Raw genomic sequence first — 25,956 nt, 5'->3', positions numbered from 1 at the left:
GGCGTTCGCCCAACTGGGTGCGTTCCTCACCTACAAAGCAGCCCGAGCTGGTGTTCCGATGATTCAAGTCGATCCTCGGAACACCAGCCGCCGCTGCACCGCGTGTGGGCACATCGACAAACGGAACCGGACCAGCCAGGCCCGGTTCGTATGCCGATTCTGCGGATACACCGCAGAACACGCAGACATCCTCGGTAGCGACAACATCGCCTACCGAGCCGCAAGCACCTGGGCCCAGTCAACGGCCCCTGGCGCGGCGTGAAACCTGGCAGCCAGTCAGGGACAACAGCTGCAAGCCCGCCCGTTCACGGGCGGGTAGTTGACATCACCTTGCCATCGCAGCCCCGTGCTGCGGCTTACGTGCTTAACGCACTGGATCCCGGACTGCAGGCCGAAGTTCCATGTACGTTCGTACCGCCGCTCACCGGTTAATGTGGGCTGCTCAGAGGCGACCGTCGTGAACTAGGCACGCGGCGCTGCGCGGCGAGGCCAGCCATCTCCACAGGTCAACCGCTGTCGGCGAAGGCGCCGAACTGAGACTACGCATCGTCAAGCAGTTGCATAACGACGTGACGTATCTGGTCGGCCGCTCCCTCGGGCGTGCTGAGCGGGGAGAGCAGGTGACTGAGGGTGAGGCGTACTGCGACTTCGACCGTATCTGCGACGGTGAGTTTCGCCCGGAGATCCGGGTTGACATCGTGAATGATCTCGGTGATCTCTTGAATTGCCCGGCCGAGCACCGGCCCCGTGCTGGTCGTGAGCAAAGGGAGCAACTCGGTATCGCCGCCCGCCGTGCCGGCCCCGATCGCACGGATAAGAGCATTGTCGGCTCCGGCGCGGAGCGTGAACTCCGCAGCTGCGGCGAGGCCCAAGGCCGGGTGGGAAGGGTGTGCGCTAATGTGCTCCGCCACGCCGGCGATAAAACGGTCCGTCTCCCGGGCAACTAGCGCGTGGCCGAGCGCATTCTTTGCGCCGATCTCCTTGTAGAGGATCTGTCGACTGACACCGACCATGCTGGCGATCCCCGACATGGTGACAGCCCCCCAACCCCGTTCGGCTGTCACTTCCGCAGCCGCGTCGAGTATCCGGTTGTGCAGCATTCGCCGGACTTCCGCCTGGAACGACGTTGGTTCTGCCATGAGGCAGATGTTACTTGGCGACGACGCACAAGGGCGCAGGGTCACCTGTGCCCGTACGTCTCTTCGCGGTTCCTTGACCTCAGCGTTGCTCGCTGAGCTGCTGTGTGACTGCCCTATCAAGCACCCCGGGCATGTCCACGTCACGAACCTGGCTCACCAGTGCGCGTGCAAGGAGAGACTCGGGGCCACCCCCGGTGAGCACGAGTCCGACTTGGTATGACCGCTTCGGCTGCGGCAGGGGGATGGCCCGCATGCCTGGTGGCACTCCGAATCCATAGAGCCAGGCGTGGGGGATCACGCTAGAAAGCCGCATCGCAGCGACATGGGCGTAGATCGCCGAGATTGTGTCGGTTTCGACTACCGGCCGCGCCTCGGCACCCGCTTCCGCGAAGAAGCCGTCAAGGATGCGCCGGTTCTGCATTACGGGCGTCAACAGACAGAGCGGCGCCGATGCTGCCGCTGCCCAGCTGATCGCATCGTCCTGGGCCAACTCGCCGTCGCGCGGTGTCAGAAAGAGGTATCGCTCGCGATAGAGGGGGACCACGCGCACGCGCCCAAGCGGGTCACCGTCGATATAGGTCATCCCTACGTCAATCTCGAAGTCGTTCAGGCGGGTGACGATATCCCGTGATGACATCGACTGCAACGAAAACTGGACTTTGGGGTGCTGCTTTCGCATTGGTGCGGTGAGCAGCGAAGCAACACCTAGCGCGGTAGGTATCGCCCCAATGCGCATCACCCCGGAAAGGCCAGCGCGCATCCCCGAAATCGCCTGATCGAGAGCCTCCCGTTCGGCAAGCATGCGTTGCGCCCAGTGCAGAACTGCTTCACCTTCGCGGGTGAACCCTTCGAACCGCTGGCCGCGCTGGACGATTTGTACCCCGAGTTCGGCTTCAAGCTTCCGGATGCCCGCCGAGAGAGCGGGCTGGGTTACGTGGCACGCTTCTGCTGCATGACCGAAATGACTGACTCGTGCCAGCGCGGTGAGATACTCCAGTTGTCGCAGCAGCATGCAGTCATGGATACCAGACGGGGATCGAGCTTTTCGCGCGCTTGACTGACAGTTTTTCAGGCGGCTTGCTTGAGTGGTTCAGTCTTGGCCCGCGCGGTCGAGGGAAGAGTGATCATGCTGGCTGGCTTGGGTTGCGGCGTGACGTTCGCCTTCCGTGCCCTTGCTGGTGGCGGTGCGAAGAACCGTTCATTAATCCAGCACACCGCAGGCACAATGATCGGCATGAAAGCGGGTGAGAGCAGCACCAGGATCATCGCGGTAAGGTGAATCACAAACGGGTCCAATGTCGCCTCCGATACAGTTTGAGAAGATCTGTACGAGAATCGCACAGTGATAGCAATATGTAAATAGTCAGTATATTTTCGCCATAGTGTTAGGAATCCATACACCGCAGTCGGAGCGGGAATGCCTTCCTCAAACTGCTTGCGACGGGCGGTTTAGCGTTGTGCTAAACCGCCCGATGTGTTGCGTCGTGGGATGTTCAGGGTTCGGCGTGTGGGCGCAGCTGGCTGGCTGAGCACACACCCAGTATGTGTTAAGCAATAACTACAGATGACCTAGATTTTCCGTTAGGTGTTGATAACAAAAACAATGGTGACGTGTGGTACCAAACCGCTATCGCTCGATCGCGGCGGTTCTGGCCTTACGAATTCAACTCTTGAACAAAGTCGTCCATCGTGGTTCACTATGACGGAAATCACACTCCGAGGTTGAACAGACCCAGCTTCTCGCCTTCTTGCCAGAGAGTCAGGTACCCACATGGCCGCAAGCCTTACGAGACGGAAAGTAGCCGTTCTCGGACCGATCCCACACGACCGGATCACGACGCACCGGGGGGAGGTGTTCGAAAAGTTTGGGTGCACCCTGTACACGGCTGCGGCCCTGTCCGCCCTTATGGGGCCAGATGACGTGATCTGCCCTATCGTTCACGTGCGGCGGGAGGATGAAGCGCCGATCAAGGAAGCGCTCTCACGCTTCGGCAATGTCGATGTGCGGGGTATCCGATCGATCACCAACCAGGGCGACATCGTCGAACTGGAGTACGTCGACCAGAACACCCGGATCGAACGGCAGACTGGGTTTATGGCGCCAATTCTGCCTGAGGATGTCGAGTTCGCCCTGGATGCGGACGCGTTTGTCTGCGTGCCGATCACCGATTACGAGGTGGGCCCGGCGACACTGGCATACATCAAGTCACACAGCGCCGGCGTCATCGTTTTCGACGGTCATGGTCCCACTGTCACGCTCACTCGCGGCGGCGAACGGTTCAACAGACTTTGGGTGGAACGTGACACATGGCTGCCGTACATCGACATCCTGAAAATGAACCTGGAGGAGGCTGGCTGCAGCTGGTTCCCGGAACGGGACGACGGACCAGCAATCGGAGCGGAACTCTCTCGCGACGAGCTGCCGCAGTTCGCTGAGCACTGCCTCGACCATGGGATCCGCGCCTTGTGCGTGACACTCGACGAGGAAGGGTGCGTGGTCTATTACCGCGACCGTGACGGATTGATTCGCGAAGAAATCGTTGGCCGTATCCCCGTCGAGCATGTCGTCGACACAACAGGCTGCGGTGACTCTTTCGCCGCTGGCATGGCGTTTGGATACCTCGAGCACGGAGACTTTATCGAAGCCGCACGCTACGGCAACGCGATGGGGGCTCAGCGCTGTGCAGGCTCTGAACTCGCGATCTACAAGTCGCTCGAAGAAACCAAACGTCAAATAGAAGTCATCTACGGGTCTGGCAGCGGTCCATCCGTTGCGCCCGCGATGTCTCAGGAACGGTGACGCGCCATGTTGCACAACTACCTCAGCACAGAGAACTGGCTCATCACGGAATCGGGGTTCTCCCGCGGCCGCGCCAACTACCACGAGACGGTGTTCACCATCGGGAACGGGCGGCTCGGCACGCGCGGCTCGTTCGAGGAGGGTCATCAGGGTGAACTTTCTGGCACATTTCTCGCGGGTGTTTACGACAGTCACGATTCCCCAGTCATCGATCTGGTCAACGCGCCGGACTGGCTCGGCTTCGTCGTCACTGTCGGCGGTGTTCGAATGGATATCGATACGTGTTCGGTCGTGACACATGAACGGGCGCTGGACATCCGGCACGGAGTGCTTTGGCGCAAGTCGACGTTCCGAGACTCTCTGGGGCGCGAAACCACGCTGGAGACAATTCGGTTCGCGAGCATGGCCGACCGGCGGCTGTGCGTGTTGCGCGCCGAAGTCACCGCCGACAACCACGAAGCCGAAATCGTCGTCGAGTCGTCGATCGACGGTCGCCGCCGCAACCTTGAACGTAAACCGGCGTATCCGCCCGGAACGAAGTTCGCGCCGGAGATCAAGTGGGAGAAGTGGGCTAAAACGAACCACTTGGCGGAGACGGGGCGGCTTGCTGCCAATAGTTCGATTCACCTTGGCATGCGGACCATTTCGAGTGGAATCGACATTGGTTACAGCGCTGCAACCGAAACAAGCGTCACGCCTCGGTCGCACGCGGTGCGCGAACAGCACGCGCGCATCGCTGACGTTCTCACGTTCACTCCCGCTGCCGGAGAAACGATCCGGCTCGACAAGTTCGTGAGCATCGTGACGTCACGCGACAATGCGGCCGTATACGACTCGTGCCAGAAAGCGCTCGCCGCGCACCGGGCCGCGGGTTTCGACGCGGTCCTCGCGGACAGCAAGACGGCGTGGACCCGCAAGTGGGACGACTGCGACACCGAAATTGTCGGTGATGCCGAGGCAACGAAGGCCATGCGATTCAATGCCTACCAACTGCTGATCGCGGTCAACGAGGACGATCCGACTGTCAGTATCGGAGCGAAATCCTTATCCGGCGAAGGCTACCGAGGACACATCTTCTGGGACACCGAGATCCTGATGCTGCCCTTCTTCATTTACACCCAGCCCGACGCGGCAAAGGCGCTGCTGCGCTACCGTTACCACACTCTCGACGGTGCCCGGATTATCGCCAGCAAGAGCGGGTTCCGGGGAGCCCGGTACGCGTGGGAGTCCGCTGATTCCGGGCGTGAGGAATGCCCCCAGTGGACCGCGGACGGTCGCGAGCGTCTTTGGATGGGCGAGGAAGAACTGCACATCACCGCGGATGTTGCGTACGGTGTGCTCACCTACGTTGCCGCCACTGGCGACACCGAGTTTCTGGCTGATTTCGGCGCCGAAATTGTGTTTGAGACCAGCCGGTACTGGGCCGACTGCGTCACGTGGAGCCGTTCGCGCGGCGCGTATGAGCTCAACTCCGTCATCGGTCCGGATGAGTTCCACAGCCATGTCGACAACAACGCATACACCAATGCGTTGGTGCGATGGCAGTTCGGCGAGGCCCTCCGCATCTACCGCGAGCTGCAGGCGAACAACCCCGAGGCACTCGCACGGATCGCCGACAAGATCGAGCTCACGGCTCGTGAAGTGGAACAGTGGGGCGAGATCGCATCCCTGATCGCCGCCAACCGCACGAACAACTCAGGCGTCATCGAACAATTCGACGGGTACTTCGACCGCACTCACGTCCCTATCACGATGTGGGACGACAACAACATGCCCCAATACCCTGAGGGCTACCACCATTTCAACTGCGAAGATACCGATCTGCTGAAACAGCCGGACGTCGTGATGCTGATGTATCTGCTTCCCGACCAGTTCGCGCTGGACGCTAAGCGCGCCAACTTCGACTATTACGAAGCGCGCACCCTGCACAAGTCATCGCTGAGCCCGGCAATTCACGCCATCATGGGAATCGAAGTGGGAGACCACACTCGAGCACTCCAGTACTTCACACGATCCGCGTTCGTTGATCTGGCTGACAACCAGGGCAACACACACGAAGGCATTCACGCTGCGTCCGCCGGAGGCACGTGGCAGGCGTTTGTCTCTGGCTTTGGTGGCTTCCGTGTCATGAACGGGACTCCCACTTTCAATCCTTGGTTGCCGCCTGAATGGGACGAGATAAGGTTTCGGCTCCGGTGGCGGGGGAGCCGCCTGAGCGTGTCCGTTCGTCACAGCGACATGACGCTACAGCTCGACGCGAGCCCGGAAACCAGAGAAAACGTCATGGTGCAAGGGCAGCCGATTGAGTTGACAGCGGGTATTCCCTGCACCGTTGAGCTTCAACGTTCGGAAAGGGCAGAGCGTGCACATATTGGAAGCTGAGGCAGTGCTCTTCGACCTTGATGGCGTGCTCACCGACACCGCCGCCGCGCATGAACGCGCTTGGGCCAAGGTGATGGGCGAGTTCCTTGATGCTTATGGCGGTGTCACGCCGTACTCGGTAGCCGATTATTACGCGTACCTCGACGGTAAACAGCGCCTGAAAGGCATCCAATCGCTGCTCGGCTCACGCGGTATTGAGCTGTCGATGGATGAAGTCACGCAGCTCGGTGCCCAGAAGAATGCGGCGTTCCGGCAGGCGCTAAATGCCGACGGAGTGCGGGTCTTCCCTGGCTCGGTGCGCTTTCTCGACTGGCTGCAGCAGCACCGCATTCCTGTCGCGGTTGTCTCCAGCTCGCGCAACGCTCCGGCAGTTCTCGAGGCGGCAGGGCTGCTCGACCGGTTTCCTGCGGTCGTCGACGGGACCGTCGCTGCGGAACACGGGCTACACAGCAAACCTGCCCCCGATACCTACGAATACGCCGCGAAACTGCTCGGCGCTGCACCAACACGTACCGTGATCGTGGAGGATGCGGTTTCGGGGGTTGCGGCGGGGCGGGCCGGGCATTTCCGGGTTGTGGGCGTTGATCGCGGAGCCGGGCGAGACACATTGATGCAGAATGGCGCGGACGTTGTCGTTGGCGACTTAGGTGAGTTGGTGGCGACGTAACTCTGCTTGCCTACCTGAGGTGCAGCGCCGGTCGTATCCGAAAACGCCCAATTCGCGTCCGGGTGACTCCGCAAGCGACATAATCAGCGTGAAGTGGTTCCACCACTTCGTTTCTGAACCTTGCGGAAGGAAATCCCTATGCGAAGAATTACGCGCGGTCTATTCGCCGCAGCCGCAGCTCTCCCGCTTGCGGTGGTCGGGGCGGGCACGGCTTCGGCTGACACTAATGACTTTGAGGCCTCGGCGGTCGGACTCGGCCCGATCACGATAGTCACCGTCTCAGGTGCTCAGCCGGACGCAATGTGCGTGACGATTCCTCCGCAGGTATTCGGTGGTACGGCCGACGCCGACGGCAATGCATTCATGGTTCTGCTCAGCGACACCGCCCTGCTGGATCTCGTCACTGTGACCTGCACACCGGGAGCACTGCTGATCCCCGACGTCGCCATCGTGGAAATCGACTCAGGCTCCCTGGCATCCTGACCCACCCACCCCAAATCCATCTGCTCAGGTCAACTACAACAGCCCGAATGGCCCAGTTGTAGCTGACCTGCGCAGTTGGATTTGGTGGGGGCAGCGCGTCGTGGTCTAGTGAATCGCGTAGACGCCGCCCGACGTAGTTGAGTCGTAACGCGGAGTGGAATGGTTGACTTTCCACACGATCTCCCACTCGCCATCCGCATTGCACACGAGCGGCCCCTGCCGCGTCCCTGTTGGAACATATTTGATGCGAACTTCCCCGTTCGCGTCCTGCTCCTCGACCGCGCAATAGCCAGGGAAGCCGCTCGGGCCATCCGTGTTCGGGACAGCCGAAGCAAATGGTGCCGCGCCGATCGCCAGTGCAACCGGGGCGGTGACAAGGAAAGCTTTGGCGGCGGCAGACCGGAAACGGATGATCAATGTTCCTCCTAGAGGGAACCGCCCGACCTGTTCGAGCGGAGTCATCTCAGAATGTCCGCTGGCACAGTGGAATCGAAGACCCCCTAGGGGTGGTCTCAGCGCACCAGTTGCCCGTCGCTGCGCGCTTGGTGGATCGAATATGTCGCACCCAAGCGACTTCGCAATGAGCATGTACGAAGGCGTTACGGCCTGTTTAGCGTTGTGCTAAACAGGCCGTACGACTATCGGGTGTAGGTCGCGCCGCCGGTCTGGTAGTTGGCGCGCTGAACTGCTGCCGACTGGGGCTATCAGCGCGACGAAGGCAAACGCTTCCGTTAGGCCCGCATATGTGATTCACGCCGCAGGATCCAAAGGCTCTAACTCACCTTCGCGATCACCGCGTCTGCGTACCGGTTCAGATTGTCGATTTTCTTCTGAAGAGGCTCAGTGTCGGGGCCCGTGATGTAGGGGATCCGGAAACCGACAATCACGTCGGTGATGCCTTTGTCTTCGAGGCGTTTGATGCCATCGACGGTGTAGGCGTCGAGCGAAATGGCGTGAATCTCGAACGGTTCGTCCTGTTTGCCTTCCTGCTCGCGAATCTCCCTGAGACGCTTCAATAAGTGGTCGAGTTCATCGGCGTCGCCACCGGCGTGCATCCACCCATCGCAACGTTTCACAGCGCGTCGCAGCGCGGCATCGCTGTGGCCGCCGAGCAAAATTGGAATAGGTTCGGTCGGCACGGGATTCATCTTGATCTCCTGCACGTCGAAGAACTCGCCGTGGTACTCGAAATAGTCCCCGGACGACAGTCCACGAAGGATATCGATGCACTCGTCCATCCGCTTTCCGCGCCGGGCAAAAGGCACCCCCATGAGGTCGAAATCTTCCGGCCAGGGCGAGAGCCCAACCCCAAGTGAAAGCCGATTCCCGGTCATGTAGGCGAGTGACGTCGCTTGTTTCGCAACGAGGACGGGCGGGCGTACAGGCAGCTTTAGCACAAAGGGGACGAATCGAAGGGTGTTCGTCACGGCGCCCATCGCCCCGATCAGGACGAAGGGTTCGACGAAGGCTTTGTCTTCGAGGAACTCCCGGCTCCCGTCCGGAGTGTAGGGATACTTCGAGTCAGAGATTCGCGGGTAGGCGAGGCTGTCCGCCACCGTGATGCTCGTATAGCCAGCGGACTCAGCGGCCTGCGCGAGCGGTATGTAGTAATCGGGATCCGTCATCGCTTCGGCGTAAGTGAATCGCACAGTTGCGGTCCTTCCTGGCGTGAATGGTGATTTTCGTGCGGTGGCTCGGCTGTGTCTCAGATGCCGCTGACCCTTTGTGGCGCCAGCACCGCTGCACCCTCGTGCAAACGCGACCGCAGTGCCTTCTTGTCAGGTTTGCCGAGAGGAGTCACGGGCAGCGAGTCCGCCAGTATGACGTGCTTGGGTTCGTGAACCGCGCCCTTGCGCTTGCGCACAGTTGTTTTGATCTCTGCGATCACGGCCCCTTCCGAATCTGGCTGCACAGCAGCGCTTTTGTGTAGTACCACCACCGCAGTGACGGCTTCGCCCCACTTATCATCTGCGACACCGACGACTGCAACCTGCGCGACTGCTGGATGTGTTGCGATTGCGTCTTCAACCTCGCGCGGAAAAACGTTGAATCCACCGGTGACGATCATGTCCTTGATCCGGTCGACGATGAACCAGAAGCCATCCTCGTCAGCTTTCGCCACGTCACCGGTGTGCAGCCAGCCGTCACGGAATGTCTCCGAAGTGGCCTCAGGTCTGTTCAGGTAACCCGCAGCCAGGAGGGGGCCGGCGACACAAATTTCACCGGGCGATCCAGGCGGGACAGGCTGGCCATCCGCATCAAGCAGTGCGGTTTTCAAAAAGGCCGAAGGACGTCCGCACGACGTCAGACGCGCCTCGTCGTGCTCGTCCTTCGCGAGGTATGTGATCGCCATCGGCGCCTCGGACTGGCCGTAGTACTGTGCGAAAATCGGGCCGAACCGGTCGATTGCTTCCCGCAGCCGCACTGGATTGATCGCCGCGGCGCCGTAGTAGACCGTTTGCAGCGACGAAAGGTCGCGCTTGTGCGAGTCAGGGTGATCAAGTAGTGCGTAGAGCATTGTGGGCACGAGCATGGTGGCGGTTATGCGCTCCTCCTCGATGGTCCGGAGCACCTCGGCCGGATCGAACTTGGGCAGGACCACCAGTGACCCGCCCTTGATGAGCGTGGGGGCAAAAAAGGCTGCGCCTGCATGGGATAACGGCGTGCAAATGAGGAATCGGGGCGCGTCCGGCCATTCCCACTCGGCCAGCTGAATCTGTGTCATCGTGAGTATGGACTGAGCCGTCCCGATGACTCCCTTCGGTTTGCCTGTGGTACCTCCGGTGTAGGTGATTGAGACGATGTGGTCCGGCGAAAGTGTGGCTGCCTCGAGGTGTTGCGGGGTGTATGCGGCGGCGCACTCGGTCAGGTCTCGCGCGCCGGTGTGCTTTAGTTTCTCGGGCACCGGGCCGAAGGTGATTATCTGGCTGAGAGTCGGTACAGCGTCGAGCAGTTCGAGCGCCCGCTGCACAAACATGGGGACCGGGTCGATGATCAGGTGTGTAATCCCGGCGTCAGAAAGGACGAAAGCGTGGTCGTCGACGGAGCCCAGCGGATGCAGGGATGTGCGGCGCGACCCGAGAATCTGGCCCGCGCCGATGGTGAGGAGGACCTCGGGCCGGTTAAGTGAAAGCAGGGCAGCCGGTGCGCCCGTGCCCATGCCGAGCGCATCGAACGCCTGTACGTACTGGCTGATCCGTGCTGCCGTTTCCTGTCCGGTCAGCGTGGTGTCGCCCAGTTCGAGGATCGGCCGCTCACGGTGCCGGTCGAGCGCCCGGACGAGGGCGTGTCCGAGGTGAACGGGCTGGCGCATCGAGTCACCGATCATTGGTTTTTCCTTCCGCTGTTGTGAGGCTGGGTGCGCGGTACAGGGTGACGGCGCACGCGCCGCCGAGCCCCAGATTGTGTGCGAGCGCCACGCGCGCACCTTGAACCTGGCGCTCACCAGCCTCGCCGCGCAGCTGCCACGTCAGTTCAGCGCACTGCGCGAGCCCGGTCGCGCCGAGTGGGTGACCTTTCGAGATGAGTCCGCCGGATGGGTTGACCACCCATTTCCCGCCGTACGTGGTGGCCCCCGACTGGGCGAGCTTGCCACCCTCACCAGCGGCGCACATACCCATTGCCTCGCACGTGATTATTTCGTTGATCGAGAAGCAATCATGCAGCTCTATGACGTCAATGTCGTCGATGGTGACCCCGCCCGTGTCCAGTACCTGTTGCACCGCGGTGCGGCTCATTGGCGCGCCGACGGTGTCGATCATCGACTCCGATTCGAAGCTTGCCACGGTGTCCGTGACCAGGCTTTGCGCGATGATTTCGACGGTCCGGCCCATCAATTTCCGGGCCCGGGCGAATCGCTCGCTCACCACCACGGCGGCAGCGGCGCCGTCAGAGATGGGTGAACATTGCGACCGGGTCAACGGGCCGTGTACTGGCTTGTCGTTGAGCACCTGCTCGATGGTGTAGGGGTTCTGAAACTGGGCGAGCGGGTTGCGCACCGAATGCTCGTGATTCTTGACCGCCACAGCGGCCAGCTGCTCCGCAGTCGTGCCGAAACGCTGCATGTGTTCGGCGGCGGCGTGGCCAAAAAATTGCGCAGTCATTGGTGCCGCGCCAAAGCCGTGCATCCGCGTCATAATGTCGAGGTGACGATCCACGGTGGTCACTGCCGTGCCGGTGCCGCCTTGCATCGCGGACTTAGTCATCTGCTCAAAGCCAACCGCAAGGGCGACGTCCGCCAGTCCACTGCGCACCCATTCTGTGGCGAGCATCAATGCTGTCGAACCCGTTGCGCAATTGTTGTTGACGTTGACGACTGGGATGCCGGTCAGCCCCACGTCATAGAGTGCGCGCTGGCCTGCCGCAGAAGGCTGGAATACGTAGCCTGCAGCCGCTCGCTGCACCTGGTCATAGCTGATGCCGGCGTCCACGAGGGCCTGGCTGACTGCCTCTGCAACCAGTTCCGGATACGTCACCTGCCGGGCCCCGGGCTTGTCGAATTTCGTCATCCCGACGCCGGCTACGAATGCGCGGTCGCTCATTGAGATCCCCCTGGTTTGTCGGCGCCGACTACCCACATGGCGTGGAACTGGGAGGCCCCTCCCATTGCGTGGCCCAGGGCTCGGCGTGCTTTATCAACTTGATGGTCACCGGCTTGACCGCGCACCTGTAAGGCAGCTTCGGCGAACCGCAGCAACCCGGTGGCGCCAGTGGGATTTCCGCACAGCACGCCACCGGACGGGTTGACAGGCAGCTCACCGCCGAAGGCGGTGCGGTCGTCATCGACGAGGCGCCAGCCTTCGCCGGTCTCGGCGAGGCCGGTGTTTTCGAGCCAGATCGGCTCGTACCAGCTGTACGGGATATAGAGTTCGGCGACATCGATTTCGTGTGCTGGATCGGTGATTCCGGCTTGCTGAAAGACTTCGGCCGCGCAATCACTCCCAGCTTGCGGATTGACTTCATCGCGGCCCGCGAAGTGGCCGGTTTCGGTTCGCCACGCCATTCCGTGAATCCACGCTGGCGGGCGGGCGGTCTGGGGCCGGTACTCCTCCGCGGTGACAACGATGGCACAGGCGCCGTCCGAGGATGGGCACGACTCGAGGTACCGGATCGGATCCCACAGCATCGGTGATTCTCGTACTTCGTCGATGGTGATATCTGGACGGCGTACGTGGGCGTATGGATTGCGAACGCCGTTGAGCCGGTGGTTGACCGCCACCTTCCAGCCGATGTGTTCGGGCGCGCCCGAACGGCGGATGTACTCCCTGATGACGGGGGCGAAGTGTCCTCCGGCGCCCGCACCGAGTTGCGCGCTGAATGGCAGGGGGCGTGACAGCGCCCAGGTGAAGTTTCCCTCTGATTCTTTCGAATAAGCCACCACGAGCACACGTTTGGCGAGCCCTGCCGCGATGAGGTGCGCGCCGTAGATCGCGGCGTGGCCGCCGACGCTGCCGCCGGTGAATACTCTCGTCACTGGGAGTCCGACCGCGCCCATCGCATCGGCAAGGTAAAGTTCCGGATTCATGACGCCATCGAAGAGGTCAGGTGTCTTACTGAGCACGACAGCGTCAATGTCGCTGAATTCCAGTTCCGCGTCAGCCATTGCCGCGGCGACTGCTTCGCGAACAAGCCCGCCAACGGTCACTTCGCGACGTTTGGCCTGCTTGCTTTGGCCGATTCCAACGACCGCGAGGTGGCTACTCACTCTCCCTCCATCAGGCAGACGAGGTTGTGCTGCAAAATCGGACCGTTTGTCGCGTGGGCCAGCCCCCGGTCACCCCGCCCATCGAGGATGCGCTGGGCGACCTCACCAATTCGTATGAGCCCGGTCGCGGTCATAGGCCGCCCGGCAAGGGGGCCGCCGGAAGGATTGATGTCTGCGTCTTTGAGATTCAGCGCGGTTGTCAGCAGCGACTCCTGGTAGCTGTACTCGGTGTGAAGTTCTGCGACGTCCACGTCCATCGCGGCGAAGCCCGCGAGTTCGGCGGCGCGATGGGCAGCGGTTCGAGTGGAGACGGACTCGGTGAGGGTACGCATGCCGGGGTAGTGGGTTTCGATTCGGTGATCGAGGCCGCGCACCCACGCTGGCCTTTCTGACAGCTCGCGCGCGATGTTCCCCGCAGCGAGGACAACTGCCGCGGCGCCATCTCCCGTCGGCCCCACGTCGTGCGTCCGTAACGGCCTGGCGACATAGGGCGCGGACAGAAGTTCGTCGAGGGTGTGGTGAGCGGCCTTTAGCGCGGCGGAGTTTGTTGTGGCGTCGCCCAGACAGCGCTGCACCGTCTCGGCCATTGCGCGTTCTGTGAGTAGTCCGGCGTCGAGCAGGGCAGCTGCCTGCAGTCCGGCGAGCGCATCCCGGTGTGGCCGAAGCGGTGTCAGAAGGTACGGGTCGAGCTGTGTAGGCAGTACCTGGTCGAGGTCAGTGGCGAGTGAGCCCCGCCCGACGCCATACACCAGTGATATGTCGCCCTCACCGAGTTGCAGCCAGGTCCAGGCTTCCGCGAACGCCCATGCGGCATCCATCTCGACATGTGACTCGGATATGGGTGGCCATGCGCCCACCGCGTCGAGTGACTCGATGTAGGAAAAGGTGCGTCCTTCAAAGAAGTCGTGGCTGCCCGAGGCGTAGAAGTCGACCCTGTCACGCTCGACGCCCGCCTGACTCAGTGCTTCCTGGATGACGGGAAGCAGGATCTCTGCCATATCGTCATGACGGTTGGCGGGCTGACAAGGAGATTGCGCGAATGCGATCACTGCCACGTCACGCATCAGCGAGGTCCCTCCGAGCTATCCGTCACTGGACGGAAGTACCGGATGCTGGCAAGGGACGGTGCGAGCTCGTCGTCGGATACCCACACCGCTTCGACGTCCATTCCGATCTGCACCTCGTTCGCGGGGATCTCCCGAATAAGGTGCATGAGACGGGTTCCCGTGCCGCGGATGTTGATGTGCGCCACCACGTACGGCGGCTCGTAAACCTGTCCAGGGAAAGGAAAGCTGACAATGCAGAAGGTTGAGATCGTTCCGCGCCCTTCGAGTGCGAATGGCACGCCTAGCCTTGTCAGGCAGCGGGAACAGAACTCCGGAGGGGGAAGGTAGGTCTGCGAGCACGAGGGGCACTGTCGTGCCAGAAGCTTTTTGCCCACGAGCCCCCGCAGGAAAACCGAACGACCCCCACCAGCAACATAGGTGTAGTTCATCTGAAATGGGCTGGGCATGAGGCTGACTGGTTCCGGTAGTGGCGCCGTCATGAGACGCCCTCAAAGCACTCGATGTCGCGAAGCGTGCCGGTGCGTTCAGCCCGCCAGCGCGCCCGGACCTGCATCCCGGTATGCATTCGGGCGGCGTCTGCGCCAGTGTCCACCGCATGCAACAGTGAACCCACCGTGGCGTCGATGCTGATCAACGCCCACGCAAAGTCATGCGGGAGTGGGTCACCCGGCCGTGAGTGAACCCAGGTCCAGGCGATCACCGTACCCGCGGGCTGGAGCTCAACGAGTTCGCCAGTCTCCGCCCCAGTCTGCGGATCAAACTCTAGTGGCGGGCAGAGAACACCGGAGGGTGTGCGAACGCCAAACATTCGCGCGTCGCGCAATCCGCCGAGGAACATTCCGATTTTGGGGCCGACGGTGCGCTCGAACGGGAACTCGATCGAGTAAGGCGCAGTCAGGCTGGTGCTATTCACCTCGCTGCTCACGGATTTTCCTTCTGCTGAGTCCGCATCTGTTCGCTTGGCCGCTGTCGGGCCCGTTTCTCGTAGTTCGCGCGCTGGGGTGTGCCGATCGCCTCGAGCATGGGTGTGTCCGCGTGCAGAGCACGCTGGAGCACCTCGGAAAGCCGGCGTCCGCCGAGGGACGTAGCCTTAAGGACTATCCCCGCTTGCCGGGGCACGAAAACTTCGAAACGCGGGTGCTCGACTACGTCGAGCAGTGTGCGAGCCACTTCGTCCGGTGCTATCGGGTCAAATCCCCGCACGGCGATCCCAGTTGCGAGTTCGGTATCGATGATCCCCGGCAGCACGCAGGAAACGTCGATACCCGAACCACGAAGTTCGGCCCGCAGTGCGTCGGAGTACGCCACCACGCCAGCTTTGCTGGCTGCATACGTGGCCGCCCCCGGAAAGGGCACTTTCGCCGCGATGGAGGCGACGTTGACGATGTGGCCGCTGCCGCGCGGCTTCATCCGCAGCAGCGCCTGCTTACAGCCGTGAATGACACCCTGCAGATTCACAGCGATAATCCGGGCGGTTGTCGTGCCTGGTTCCTCGGCGGCGCGGCTGAGAGGCATGATGCCCGCATTGTTGATCAGGACATCCAGCGGCCCGTGCTGAGCCTGCACCTCGTCGAGGAAGGTGGAGAAGCTCGAACTGTCGGCGACATCCAGGGCGAGTGCCTTTACTCCCGCGCCGATCGCCGCAGCAGTCTTACCGGCGGCCACCCGGTCAATATCACCGATGACAACCTTCGCGTTCGCCTTCGCGAACACTGCCGCGGTGGCGGCTCCAATACCGCGCGCGCCGCCGGTGATCGCGACCACCTTTCCCTGAAGCCGGTTCCGCTCTTTGTGCTCGCGCATGCGTGTTCCCCGATGTTCAGCACGGCCGGTTAGCCGCCACATGATAGCCCCACGGTAGAACATGTTCTCATTGTGTCGCAAGGGTATCAAATCAAATTAGAGCGATAAAAAGGAACGTGTTCTATCTAGTGGCGCAGGCTCGCATTGGGGCCTGAAGGCCCCCGCGAAGACGGTGCGGCGGACCCGTCCGCCCTACTTCGCCAGCAGTTCCGCGAGCCGGTGGTGAGGCTGCCCGAAGAGTTGGCTGCTTGAATGCGCGCGTTTGAAGTACAGGTGAGCAGTGTGCTCCCACGTAATCGCTATGCCCCCGTGTAACTGGATCATCTCGGCTGCGACGGTGGAGAGTGCCTCGCTGCATGCGACCCGCGCCACTAGCGCTGCTCGCGAACTGTCAGGATCGTGTCTATCCAGCGCATCCGCGGCCTCGTAACACGCAGCGCGCGCCGACTCGACAAGGACGTAGAGGTCGGCCATCCGGTGCTTGAGCGCCTGAAAGCTGCCGATTGGACGGCCGAACTGAACGCGCTCTTTCGAATACGACACCGTGTCGGCGAGTGCCTGATCAGCCGCACCGATCTGCTCCGCCGCGAGCACGGCACACACCTCGTCGCGTACTTGCGTCAACGCTGGAGCAAAGTCGGATGTGCTAACACGTTCCGCGGCTACCTCCGTGAGGGAAACAGACGCCAGGCGCAGCGTCGAATCCATTGTGGGGGTTGCGGTACGGACCACCCCGGGGTCGCTGGCATCGACCTCGAACAGCCCCAGCTTCGCCGGCTCGCCCTCAACGCGGGCGACGGCGAGTACGCACTCTGCGGTGTCGCCGTTGAGTACGTATTCGGCGCTGCCAGAGAGGCGATACGTACCATCGCAGCGCCTCTCAGCCGTGAATGCTGCGCGGTCGGTCCGCCATCGGCCATCCGCCCCGGTCCAGGCCAGAGCCGCGGTTACCGTGCCCTCCGCGATCGGGGGGAGCAGACGCCGCTTCGCGTCGTCGTCGCCGGAGTGCACGAGCGCCCGGGCGGCGAGCACCGCACTACTGAGAAACGGTGTCGGAGTGAGTTCGCGTCCGAGTTCTTCCGCGACTATCTGAAGTTCCCTGATCCCTGCGCCCAGGCCGCCGTATTCCTCGTCAATTGCCAGCGACGCTACACCCACCTGGCCGCACAGCGTGGACCAAAGTTCGCTGTCGTAACCGGTTGCGGATGCGGTCATCGCGCGCGTCTTCTCGAGGTTTGACTTGCGAGCAAGGACACTTCTGATGGTGCGTCCTAGTTCGGCGTGCTCCTGCTGCGCTGGCTGTACGACCATCGTCATGCCGCTGCTCCTTGCGCGACGGCGCGAAGTACCCGTTCGCGGTGAAATGCTTGTGTTCCCCACACCGTCTGCAGGGCGCGCACCTTGGTGAAAAACAGCCCAAGGTCGTGCTCTGCGGTGTAACCGATCGCGCCGTGTACTTGAAGGCCGGTACGTGCTGAAAGATACGCAGCCTTGGCGGTCGCGACGCGTGCCGCGGACACATCGCGCGGCAGGGCCGGCGCGTCCGATGCGGCGGCTACCGCCGCACCGTGAACAAGTGGACGGGCTAACTCGACAGCCGTCGCACAATCCGCCAGCAGATGTTTGATCGCCTGATATTGCCCGATTGGTTTTCCATACTGACGTCGTTGTTTCGCGTATTCGACAGTGTCATCGAGGATGCGCTGTGCGAGGCCCAGCAGTTGCGCCGCTGACGCGAGGACGGCCGCATTGAAAGCAGCTCCCGCGTCGACTGTGGCAAGCGAACGCTGTGGGCTGACGCGGAAGAGCCGTCGTGCCGCGTCGACGGACCGTTCCTGTGCAGCGGGCACGAACGATGCCAGCGTGCCGCCATCGGCGCTGATGCGCACGTCGGCAACGTCCGCGTCGAGCGCGAACGGCGTGTGGGGTGGCATCACAAGCGTCGCGAGACTCTCTCCGCGAGCGATCGCGGGCAGCCAGCGTCCCGCAAGGTCGTCGTTAGACCGCAGTAGCAGCGGCACAGCTGCGAAAGACTCTACGATTGGGCCAGGTACCGCGTGGTAACCGAGCACCTCGAACGCGACTGAAAGGTCCACCGCGTCTGCGCCGGCGCCATCGTGTTCTTCAGGGATGAGCAGCGCGCAGACGCCGAGATTCGCCAGGCCCTGCCACAGTTTGAGTCCGGGGCCGTGCTCGCCGGCCGACCAGAATCTGATCGCACCGGGCACGTCTGAGGTTTCCAGCAGATGCCCGATACTGGCGGCGAAATCACGGTGTTCCGTGGAAAGTGCGAAGTTCATCAGCTACCCCCGAGGCAGGCCGAGCAGTCGTTCCGCGACGACGTTGCGCTGGATTTGGTCAGTTCCGCCATAAATCGGCCCCGCCAGCGCGAACAGGTAACCGTCCTGCCATTCGCTGTGGAGTTCCGCGGCTGGGCCGAGAAGGTCCAGAGCGGTTTCATGCAGGTCGATATCCAGAGCTGACCAGAACAGCTTGTTCACACTCGACTCCGGCCCCAGCTCGGCCCCCCTTTCGAGGCGGCTCACGGTGCCGAAGGTATAGAGCTGGTAGGCGCGGGCCGCGATCCACGCATCCGTGACGCGGCTCGCGAGATCAGTGTCGGCGGGGTCAGCGCTGTCACGCCAAAGGTCGACGAGGCGGTCAGCTGCCTTGAGGAACCGCCCGGGGCTGCGCAGCGACAGCCCGCGCTCGTTGTTGGCTGTCGTCATAGCAACGCGCCACCCGGCACCGGACTCTCCGATGACATCGGCGTCGGGGACGAACACGTTATCCAGGAAGATCTCCGCGAACCCGGTTTCGCCGTCGAGCTGCGCAACAGGGCGTACGTGCACCCCGTCCGCGCGCAGGTCGAACATCACGTAGGTCAGCCCTCTGTGGCGTTCACTGTCGCGGTCGGACCGGAACAGCCCGAACGCGGCGTCTGCGAAGGCGGCGCGAGAACTCCACGTTTTCTGGCCGTTGAGCAGCCAGCCGCCTTCGGTGCGAGTTGCGGTGCTGCGCAGTGACGCGATGTCGCTGCCAGCTTCTGGCTCGGACCATGCCTGCGCCCAGATCTGCTCACCTGAGGCCATGCGCGGGAGTATGCGCTGCCGCTGTTCGTCTGTGCCGTGTGAGAATAGCGTCGGTCCCAGCATGTTGATGCCATTAGCGCTGACCCGTGGGGGCGCGCCAGCCGCAAAGTACTCCTCCTCGAAGATTACCCATTGCAGCAGGGACGCGTCACGCCCGCCGAATGCCGCTGGCCAGGATACGACGGAAAGACGTGCGTCAGCGAGCCGCTGCTCCCAGGCGCGGTGCTCTTCGAAACCTGCTGGGGTGTCGTACGATTCGCGCGGCATATGGCTGAGGTTGTCGTTCATCCAGTTGCGCACCTCGCCGCGGAACGCGAGGGTATGCGCGTCAAGATCGAGGTCCACTGGTCATTCCTTTTTCGCTTGTGCAGCCATCGACTTCGCGGTTTGCCCGCCGAGGGAGTCTCCGTCGGAGACCTCCGCATTGTGCGCGTGCGCAAAATGGTGCAGGCCAAACACGGAGTCCATGCCGCTGCGCATTCCCATCAGGTCTTCAGCCTGGTTGACTGCTTTCTTGGTGAGCGCGAGGCCAAACGACGGCATTTCGGCGATCTTTCCCGCTAAAGCGAGAGTTTCGCTCTCGAGGTCATCACGCGGGACCACGCGGTTGACCATGCCCCACTCTTTCGCCTGTGCCGCGCTGAACCGCTCGCCGGTGAAGAGGATCTCTTTCGCCGCTCGGGGCCCGAGTACCCAGGGGTGTGCGAAGTACTCGACGCCCGGAATTCCCATGCGTACCACGGGATCCGCGAAGAAGGCATCCTCGGACGCAACAATCATGTCGCACACCCATGCCAGCATCAGGGCACCTGCGATGCAGGCGCCTTGCACGCTTGCGATTGTCGGTTTGGGGATTTCCCGCCAGCGGCGGCACATGCCCAGATATACCTCGCTTTCGCGGGCGAAGCGCTGGTCACCGCCGTCGCGACCGATGTGATCCCACCACATCACCGCCTTGTTCTCGTAGTGCACGCTGACGTCTCGGCCGGGCGACCCAATGTCATGCCCGGCCGAGAAGTGTTCGCCCGCTCCCGCAAGCACAATCACCTTGATGTCCGCGTCCTCTACCGCGCGGGTGAACGCCGCGTCGAGCGCATACGTCATCGCGGAGTTCTGCGCGTTGCGGTACTCGGGCCGATTCATCGTCACGATGGCGACGGGGCCGCGCCGCTCATAGGTGACGACCTCGCTGTCGGTTGTGGTTGTCACGAAACCTCCTGAAGCGCTTGAAGAGCCTGCGTGCGCAAATCTCGTTTGAGAACTTTGCCGGCCGGGTTTCGGGGAAGCGCGTCGATGAACTCCACCTGCCGCGGCACCTTGTAATTCGCGAGATGTTGCTTGGCGTGGGTAATGACGTCGTCGGCGGCAAGTGAATGCCCATCTTCAACACGGATATACGCGCGCCCCACTTCGCCGAGCCGCTTATCCGGTACACCGATAACCGCTGATTCGGCCACCCCCTTCAGACGTGCGAGGCACTGTTCGACCTCAGCGGGGTACACGTTGAACCCACCGCTGACGTACATGTCTTTAATGCGGTCAGTGATCTTGAGATAGCCGGCCGTCGTGAGAGTGCCTGCATCACCGGTGTGGAGCCACCCGTCGTCATCAACGGCTGCGCGCGTCGCTTCAGTGTCGTCGAGGTAGCCGAGCATCACGTTCGGCCCACGCAGCAGTACCTCGCCCTGTTCGCCTGGGGAACAATCAGTTCCATCGGGCCGTGCCACGCGGACCTCGAATCCTGCTGCGGCGCGGCCGCATGTATTGGCGATCGTGTCCGCGCTGTCCTCCGGGCGGCACATGGTGGCAACGACGGCCTCGGTCAGCCCATAGGCCGTGAGAACCACAGTGAATCCAAGTTCGCTGCGCATTCGTTCGACGAGCGTGACAGGGACGGTCGCTGCCCCGGTCACGGCGAGGCGGAGGCTTGTGAGGTCGTGGGCGGCACGCTTGGGGTGTTCGATCATCATTTGATAGATCGTGGGAGCGCCGGGCAGGACGGTAATTCTTTGACGCTCGACAAGGGCTAATGCTTGCTCGACGTCGAATGCCGGTTGCGGGCAGATCGTTGCGCCGGTTAGGAGGCAGACAAGGATGCCAGCCTTGTAGCCGAAGCTATGAAAGAACGGGTTGACGATAAGGTAGCGGTCCTGCTGCGTGACGCCACCGATGCTGGCCCACGCCGCCGCAACACCGAGGGATTGGGTGTGCGAGCTCATTGCGCCTTTGCTGCGTCCCGTAGTGCCAGAGGTGAACAGGATGTCGCAGACGTCGTCTGGTGTGACAGAGGATCCGCGGGCCTCGATCTCCTCGCTGCTGGCCCTGGCAGCGGTCATCTCATCCCACGTCACCGCTCCGGCCACGGGATCGAGTGGCCCCTCGATCGGTACACGCACGATCGTGGTGAGGGAGGGGAGAGTTTTTTCGAGATCGCCTGCGGTCTCGTGCAGCAGAGCCAAACGGTCGGTCCCGAGGAATGGCCCGGCGACGATGAGTGCTGCCGCTCGGGTCCGGTCGAGGATGTCGAGAGCTTCACCGCCGGTGAACCGGGTGTTGATCGGCACTAGTGTCGCCCCTGCGGTGAGTGCTCCGAGCGCGGCGATGACCCAGTGATGGGAATTGGGGGACCACACCGCGATACGGTCACCCTGACGGACGCCGGCGGCGATGAAGTAGCCAGCGCACTGGGCAACGCGGTCGTATAGCTGACGGTATGTCAGCCGGGTTGCCCCATCGATGATCGCGTCGTGATCAGCCCACTTTTCGGCAGCCGCAAGGAGCGCCCCGGGCACCGTCCCCCGATAGTCTTCCGAGCTCATATCTCACCTCCCTAGCAAGTGCTTGGTAGAGTAGCCTACGGGTATTCAAATAGTTTTGCCAGTAAGCCCGGCTAGCAGCACAGAAGGGACCGGGAATTCAAATGGAATCGGATTCGGCGTACAGGTCACGCGTCCGTTCCTGGCTCGACGACAACCTCAGCGGACGCTTCGCCCACCTGCGCGGATTAGGAGGGCCAGGCCGGGAACATGAAGCTTTCGGCGAACGTATCGAGTGGGAGCGTCATCTCGCCGCCGCAGGATTCACCTGCGTTGGCTGGCCGCCAGAACATGGCGGGCAGGGAGCCACACTGCAGCAGCAGGTGATCTTCTACGAGGAGTATGCGCGAGCCGGCGCTCCCGCCACAGTGAGCCACATGGGACAAGAACTGCTCGGTCCGACACTCATCGAGTTCGGTACGCCCGCGCAGCAGAAACGGTTTCTTCCCGGCATCAAGAATGTCACCGAACTGTGGTGCCAGGGGTACTCCGAGCCAGGCGCGGGTTCAGACCTCGCGTCGGTAGCGACAACCGCTGTCCGTGACGGCGACGAGTGGGTGATCACCGGTCAGAAGGTATGGACCTCACTCGCGCACGTTGCGGACTGGTGTTTCGTCATTGCGCGGACCGAGCCAGGCTCGAAGCGTCATCGCGGCCTGTCATATTTGCTCGTCCCGATGAAACAGCCGGGTGTCGAGGTGCGGCCCATCAAACAGCTCACCGGTACCTCAGAATTCAACGAGGTCTTTTTCGACGGTGCACGGACCGCAGCGGATTGCATCGTCGGCGAACCGGGAGAGGGCTGGCGCGTCGCCATGGGGACGCTCGCATTCGAGCGCGGAATCGCCACACTCGGTAAGCAGATTGGGTTCCGCCGTGAGCTAGACGCGGTAATTGGTGAGGCGAAGGCGACCGGCGCATATGACGACGCCGCCGTTCGCAGCGCGATTGCACGCGCGTGCGTTCGGCTCGACGTTATGCGTGCCTACGCATTGCGCTCACTCGGCAACGCCGACGCGGGCACCGCCGCAGCGTCGAAGTTGCTCTGGTCGAATTGGCATCGTGACCTCGGCGACCTCGCCATGATGGTGCGCGGCGCCAGCGGCCTCACCGTAGGCGAAGGGTATGACCTCGACGACTGGCAACGCCTCTACCTCTTCACCCGAGCCGACACCATCTACGGCGGCTCTAACGAGGTTCAGCGAAATGTCATCGCTGAACGTGTGCTCCAACTACCCCGCGAGGTGCGTCAATGATTCCGCTTCCTAGCCCGCCAGCCGGACGCGATCTGCTAGCTGGCAAAACCGTCATTGTCACCGCAGCGGCCGGAACCGGCATCGGGTCAGCCGTCGCACAGCGCTGCCTGGAAGAGGGCGCAAACGTGGTCGTCTCCGATTGGCATGAGCGCAGACTCAAGGAAAAGGCTGCGGAGCTAGACGCAGCGTTTCCGGCACGTGTGCACGCTGAGGTCTGCGACGTGACGTCGGAGGATGCCGTTCAGGGCCTGATCGCGGCGGCGGTCCGTATGTTTGGCCGAATCGACGTCATGATCAACAATGCTGGCCTCGGCGGTACGAAAAGCATTGTCGACATGACCGATGATGAATGGTCGCGTGTTATCGACGTGTCACTCAATGGCACGTTTCGCGCAACGCGTGCAGCGCTGCGCCAGTTTATTGCGCAGGGCGGTGGTGGCGTCGTCGTCAACAATGCATCCGTGATCGGGTGGCGCGCACAAGCAGAGCAGGCGCATTACGCCGCTGCGAAGGCGGGTGTCATGGCACTCACTCGTTGTGCGGCAGTAGATGTCGCTGACCACGGGATCCGTGTCAATGCGGTCGCGCCCAGCCTCGCGGCACATCCGTTCCTGGCGAAGGTGACGTCCGAAGACTTGCTTCGAGAACTCGAGCAGCGGGAGGTGAGCGGCCGGGCCGCGGAACCGTGGGAGGTTGCCAACGTCATCGTTTTCCTCGCAAGCGACTATTCGTCATACCTTACTGGGGAGGTTATATCCGTGAGCAGCCAACATCCGTGAGGTGAACGATGCCAGCAACAACCAAACTCAGCACTGGCCGCAGAGGCGAATTATTGACCCTCGCCTGCGGGCTGTTCGCAGAGAAGGGGTTCCAGGCGACCACGGTGCGCGACATCGCCGAGGCGGCCGGGATTCTGTCCGGCAGCCTGTACCACCATTTCGACTCGAAAGAGACGATGGTGGACGAGATCATCCGGTCCTTTCAGGACGAGTTGTTCGCCGAGTACGACGCCATTATGGCGACGAACTCAGGCCCGCGAGAGAAGCTCGCGGCCATCATCGCAACGTCATTCGAAAGCATTCACAATCATCGCGACGCGGTCGCGATCTACCAGCATGAATCCAAGTATCTACAGCAGTTCGACCGGTTCAGTTATCTCATCGAGCGCAACAAACAGTACCGCGACATTGTGATGTCGCTGCTTGCTGAAGGAGTTTCTGAGGGCGTATTCCGCGCTGACCTCGACGTGGAAATCACGTACCGCTTCATTCGCGATTCCGTCTGGGTCGCGGTCGGGTGGTACCACCCGGAACGCGGGCTGGCGGCAAGTGAAATCGCGGAGCGCTACCTCGGGATTGTGCTCGAAGGGATCGCGCGGAAATAAGGAGCTTCATGAATTCCAGGCCACAAGCGCTCATCGTTGACGCCGTCCGTACACCTGTAGGGAAACGGGGCGGTGGACTCAGTGCCGTCCATTCGGCTGACCTTGGTGCGCATATTCTGTCAGCACTGGTGCAACGCACAGGGATTGACCCGGAGACAGTCGACGACGTCATCATGGGCTGCACAGACACGCTTGGTTCCCAAGCAGGCAATATTGCGCGCACCTCGTGGCTCGCTGCCGGCCTGCCCGAGCATGTGCCTGGCGTGACGGTGGACCGGCAGTGCGGATCGAGCCAGCAGGCTGTTCACTTCGCCGCCCAGGCCGTCATGTCGGGGACCGCCGACGCGGTCATAGCATCGGGCGTTCAGAACATGAGCCAAATTCCGATCAGTGCCGCGATGCTCGCCGGGCGCGCATATGGATTCGACGATCCATTCACAGGCTCCAAAGGCTGGGTTGAGCGGTACGGTGCCGAGACCGTCTCCCAATTTGATAGTGCCGACATGATTGCCCGGCACTGGGACATCAGCCGGGTGCGCATGGAAGAGTTCGCCCTGGCGAGTCACCAGCGCGCTCTCGACGCGATCGATGCGGGCCGCTTCGATGCTGAGCTGGCCCCGCTCGGCGATTGTACCGTTGACGAATGCCCGCGGCGCGGAACAACTTTGGAGAAGATGGCGACGTTGCAGCCTTTGAGTGAGGGGTCCCGCATCACTGCGGCGGTGGCCAGCCAGATTTGTGACGGCGCTGCCGCCACACTCGTTGTTTCCGAAGACTATGCGGCTAAACACGGACTCCGCGCGCGAGCCCGAATCCAGCACCTCTCGGTGCGCGCCGCTGATCCGGTGTGGATGCTCACCGGCCCTATTCCTGCGACGCAAGTCGCGTTGCGCAAAGCCGGACTGAAGATCGACGACATCGACCTTTTTGAGGTCAATGAAGCGTTCGCGAGCGTTGCCCTCGCTTGGATCGACGAACTCGGTGCCGATCCCGCCCGGGTCAATGTCAACGGCGGTGGAATCGCTCTCGGCCACCCCATCGGCGCGACAGGCGCGAAACTGTTCACGACGCTGCTGCATGAGCTCGAACGCCGCGGTGGCCGCTACGGGCTGCAGACCATGTGCGAAGGCGGCGGAACAGCGAACGTCACGATCATCGAGCGGTTGTAGTCGCTCACCTACAGAGAAGTGTCGGTCCCCCTGGGTGAGTACAGCCAGGGGGACCGACACTGAGCCGACGGACTATTGTTCCGTGAGGTTTTCGCCGGTGGTGGCGTTGAAGATGTGGAGTTTGTCGGTGTTGAGCCAGAGTTGGGCTTGTGTGCCGGTGTGGACGTGGGAGGCGGCGTCGAGGCGGGCGGTGA

At 62.2% G+C, this 25,956-nt stretch carries 26 protein-coding genes; 9 read left to right on the top strand and 17 right to left on the bottom strand.

Annotated features, from left to right (window positions below; genetic code table 11):
• A partial coding sequence (locus ONR57_RS17025; RefSeq protein WP_265124722.1) for a transposase occupies positions 1-262 on the top strand: 262 nt, incomplete at its 5' end.
• 277 nt (positions 263-539) lie between these two features.
• On the opposite strand, the gene ONR57_RS17020 is transcribed toward ONR57_RS17025, so the two are convergent.
• The 3 genes from ONR57_RS17020 to ONR57_RS17010 all read right to left on the bottom strand — a co-directional run bounded on the left by ONR57_RS17020 (position 540) and on the right by ONR57_RS17010 (position 2,423).
• The gene (locus ONR57_RS17020) at positions 540-1,139 is read right to left on the bottom strand and encodes a TetR family transcriptional regulator (RefSeq protein WP_265124721.1); all 600 of its coding nucleotides are present in this window, start codon (positions 1,137-1,139) and stop codon (positions 540-542) included.
• A 79-nt stretch (positions 1,140-1,218) separates the two neighbouring features.
• Positions 1,219-2,151, bottom strand: coding sequence for a LysR family transcriptional regulator (locus tag ONR57_RS17015; RefSeq protein WP_265124720.1), 933 nt, complete (start codon positions 2,149-2,151; stop codon positions 1,219-1,221).
• A gap of 56 nt (positions 2,152-2,207) precedes the next feature.
• A complete protein-coding gene (locus ONR57_RS17010) occupies positions 2,208-2,423 on the bottom strand; it encodes a hypothetical protein (protein WP_265124719.1) in 216 nt (71 codons plus the stop codon).
• Between the two features lie 487 nt (positions 2,424-2,910).
• Between ONR57_RS17010 and ONR57_RS17005 the strand changes: the two genes are divergently transcribed.
• The 4 genes from ONR57_RS17005 (at position 2,911) to ONR57_RS16990 (ending at position 7,471) form a co-directional block, all read left to right on the top strand.
• Entirely contained in the window at positions 2,911-3,939 is a 1,029-nt protein-coding gene (locus ONR57_RS17005; RefSeq protein ID WP_265124718.1) for a carbohydrate kinase family protein, read from the top strand.
• 6 nt (positions 3,940-3,945) lie between these two features.
• Complete coding sequence (locus tag ONR57_RS17000; RefSeq protein ID WP_265124717.1) at positions 3,946-6,321, top strand: glycoside hydrolase family 65 protein; 2,376 nt, start codon at positions 3,946-3,948, stop codon at positions 6,319-6,321.
• On the top strand, positions 6,302-6,988 hold the full coding sequence (locus tag ONR57_RS16995) for an HAD family phosphatase (RefSeq protein WP_265124716.1): 687 nt from the start codon (positions 6,302-6,304) through the stop codon (positions 6,986-6,988). The genes ONR57_RS17000 and ONR57_RS16995 overlap by 20 nt, the downstream gene beginning before the upstream one ends.
• A gap of 138 nt (positions 6,989-7,126) precedes the next feature.
• Complete coding sequence (locus ONR57_RS16990) at positions 7,127-7,471, top strand: hypothetical protein (protein WP_265124715.1); 345 nt, start codon at positions 7,127-7,129, stop codon at positions 7,469-7,471.
• A gap of 105 nt (positions 7,472-7,576) precedes the next feature.
• Here the strand turns inward: ONR57_RS16990 and ONR57_RS16985 are convergent, their stop codons facing one another.
• The 14 genes from ONR57_RS16985 to ONR57_RS16920 all read right to left on the bottom strand — a co-directional run bounded on the left by ONR57_RS16985 (position 7,577) and on the right by ONR57_RS16920 (position 21,956).
• Positions 7,577-7,888 (bottom strand): hypothetical protein, encoded by a 312-nt coding sequence (locus ONR57_RS16985; protein ID WP_265124714.1) that lies wholly within the window; start codon positions 7,886-7,888, stop codon positions 7,577-7,579.
• A gap of 356 nt (positions 7,889-8,244) precedes the next feature.
• Positions 8,245-9,120 (bottom strand): TIGR03619 family F420-dependent LLM class oxidoreductase, encoded by an 876-nt coding sequence (locus ONR57_RS16980; RefSeq protein WP_265124713.1) that lies wholly within the window; start codon positions 9,118-9,120, stop codon positions 8,245-8,247.
• 56 nt (positions 9,121-9,176) lie between these two features.
• Complete coding sequence (gene fadD8, locus ONR57_RS16975; protein ID WP_265124712.1) at positions 9,177-10,799, bottom strand: fatty-acid--CoA ligase FadD8; 1,623 nt, start codon at positions 10,797-10,799, stop codon at positions 9,177-9,179.
• Positions 10,789-12,012: a beta-ketoacyl synthase N-terminal-like domain-containing protein gene (locus ONR57_RS16970; protein WP_265124711.1), complete on the bottom strand. Its 1,224-nt coding sequence runs from the start codon at positions 12,010-12,012 to the stop codon at positions 10,789-10,791. The genes fadD8 and ONR57_RS16970 overlap by 11 nt, the downstream gene beginning before the upstream one ends.
• Positions 12,009-13,175, bottom strand: coding sequence for a thiolase domain-containing protein (locus tag ONR57_RS16965; RefSeq protein ID WP_265124710.1), 1,167 nt, complete (start codon positions 13,173-13,175; stop codon positions 12,009-12,011). The genes ONR57_RS16970 and ONR57_RS16965 overlap by 4 nt, the downstream gene beginning before the upstream one ends.
• Positions 13,172-14,239, bottom strand: coding sequence for a lipid-transfer protein (locus tag ONR57_RS16960; protein WP_265124709.1), 1,068 nt, complete (start codon positions 14,237-14,239; stop codon positions 13,172-13,174). Before ONR57_RS16960 ends, ONR57_RS16965 begins: the two co-directional genes overlap by 4 nt.
• Complete coding sequence (locus tag ONR57_RS16955; protein WP_265124708.1) at positions 14,239-14,721, bottom strand: Zn-ribbon domain-containing OB-fold protein; 483 nt, start codon at positions 14,719-14,721, stop codon at positions 14,239-14,241. Before ONR57_RS16955 ends, ONR57_RS16960 begins: the two co-directional genes overlap by 1 nt.
• Complete coding sequence (locus ONR57_RS16950) at positions 14,718-15,167, bottom strand: Zn-ribbon domain-containing OB-fold protein (RefSeq protein ID WP_265124707.1); 450 nt, start codon at positions 15,165-15,167, stop codon at positions 14,718-14,720. Before ONR57_RS16950 ends, ONR57_RS16955 begins: the two co-directional genes overlap by 4 nt.
• On the bottom strand, positions 15,164-16,045 hold the full coding sequence (locus ONR57_RS16945) for an SDR family oxidoreductase (protein WP_265124706.1): 882 nt from the start codon (positions 16,043-16,045) through the stop codon (positions 15,164-15,166). Before ONR57_RS16945 ends, ONR57_RS16950 begins: the two co-directional genes overlap by 4 nt.
• Before the next feature lie 192 nt (positions 16,046-16,237).
• Entirely contained in the window at positions 16,238-17,362 is a 1,125-nt protein-coding gene (locus tag ONR57_RS16940) for an acyl-CoA dehydrogenase family protein (RefSeq protein WP_265124705.1), read from the bottom strand.
• Complete coding sequence (locus ONR57_RS16935) at positions 17,359-18,345, bottom strand: acyl-CoA dehydrogenase family protein (RefSeq protein WP_265124704.1); 987 nt, start codon at positions 18,343-18,345, stop codon at positions 17,359-17,361. The genes ONR57_RS16940 and ONR57_RS16935 overlap by 4 nt, the downstream gene beginning before the upstream one ends.
• 3 nt (positions 18,346-18,348) lie before the next feature.
• Complete coding sequence (locus ONR57_RS16930; protein ID WP_265124703.1) at positions 18,349-19,482, bottom strand: acyl-CoA dehydrogenase family protein; 1,134 nt, start codon at positions 19,480-19,482, stop codon at positions 18,349-18,351.
• A 3-nt stretch (positions 19,483-19,485) separates the two neighbouring features.
• The gene (locus ONR57_RS16925) at positions 19,486-20,346 is read right to left on the bottom strand and encodes an enoyl-CoA hydratase (RefSeq protein ID WP_265124702.1); all 861 of its coding nucleotides are present in this window, start codon (positions 20,344-20,346) and stop codon (positions 19,486-19,488) included.
• On the bottom strand, positions 20,343-21,956 hold the full coding sequence (locus ONR57_RS16920; RefSeq protein WP_265124701.1) for a FadD3 family acyl-CoA ligase: 1,614 nt from the start codon (positions 21,954-21,956) through the stop codon (positions 20,343-20,345). The genes ONR57_RS16925 and ONR57_RS16920 overlap by 4 nt, the downstream gene beginning before the upstream one ends.
• A 101-nt stretch (positions 21,957-22,057) precedes the next feature.
• On the opposite strand from ONR57_RS16920, the gene ONR57_RS16915 reads away from it, so the two are divergent.
• The 4 genes from ONR57_RS16915 to ONR57_RS16900 are packed head-to-tail and all read left to right on the top strand — an operon-like array spanning position 22,058 to position 25,762.
• Positions 22,058-23,209, top strand: coding sequence for an acyl-CoA dehydrogenase family protein (locus tag ONR57_RS16915; protein WP_265124700.1), 1,152 nt, complete (start codon positions 22,058-22,060; stop codon positions 23,207-23,209).
• Positions 23,206-23,988: an SDR family oxidoreductase gene (locus ONR57_RS16910; protein ID WP_265124699.1), complete on the top strand. Its 783-nt coding sequence runs from the start codon at positions 23,206-23,208 to the stop codon at positions 23,986-23,988. The genes ONR57_RS16915 and ONR57_RS16910 overlap by 4 nt, the downstream gene beginning before the upstream one ends.
• A gap of 8 nt (positions 23,989-23,996) precedes the next feature.
• Positions 23,997-24,593: a TetR/AcrR family transcriptional regulator gene (locus ONR57_RS16905; RefSeq protein ID WP_265124698.1), complete on the top strand. Its 597-nt coding sequence runs from the start codon at positions 23,997-23,999 to the stop codon at positions 24,591-24,593.
• Positions 24,594-24,601: 8 nt separating this feature from the next.
• Positions 24,602-25,762, top strand: a complete 1,161-nt coding sequence (locus tag ONR57_RS16900; protein ID WP_265124697.1) for an acetyl-CoA C-acetyltransferase — start codon at positions 24,602-24,604, stop codon at positions 25,760-25,762.
• Positions 25,763-25,956 lie beyond the last annotated feature (194 nt).

The sequence above is a fragment of the Hoyosella sp. YIM 151337 genome (assembly GCF_026041215.1).
GTDB lineage: Bacteria > Actinomycetota > Actinomycetes > Mycobacteriales > Mycobacteriaceae > Hoyosella.
The sequence above is the reverse complement of the archived record's forward strand: the minus strand, read 5'-3'. Positions and strand labels throughout refer to the sequence as shown.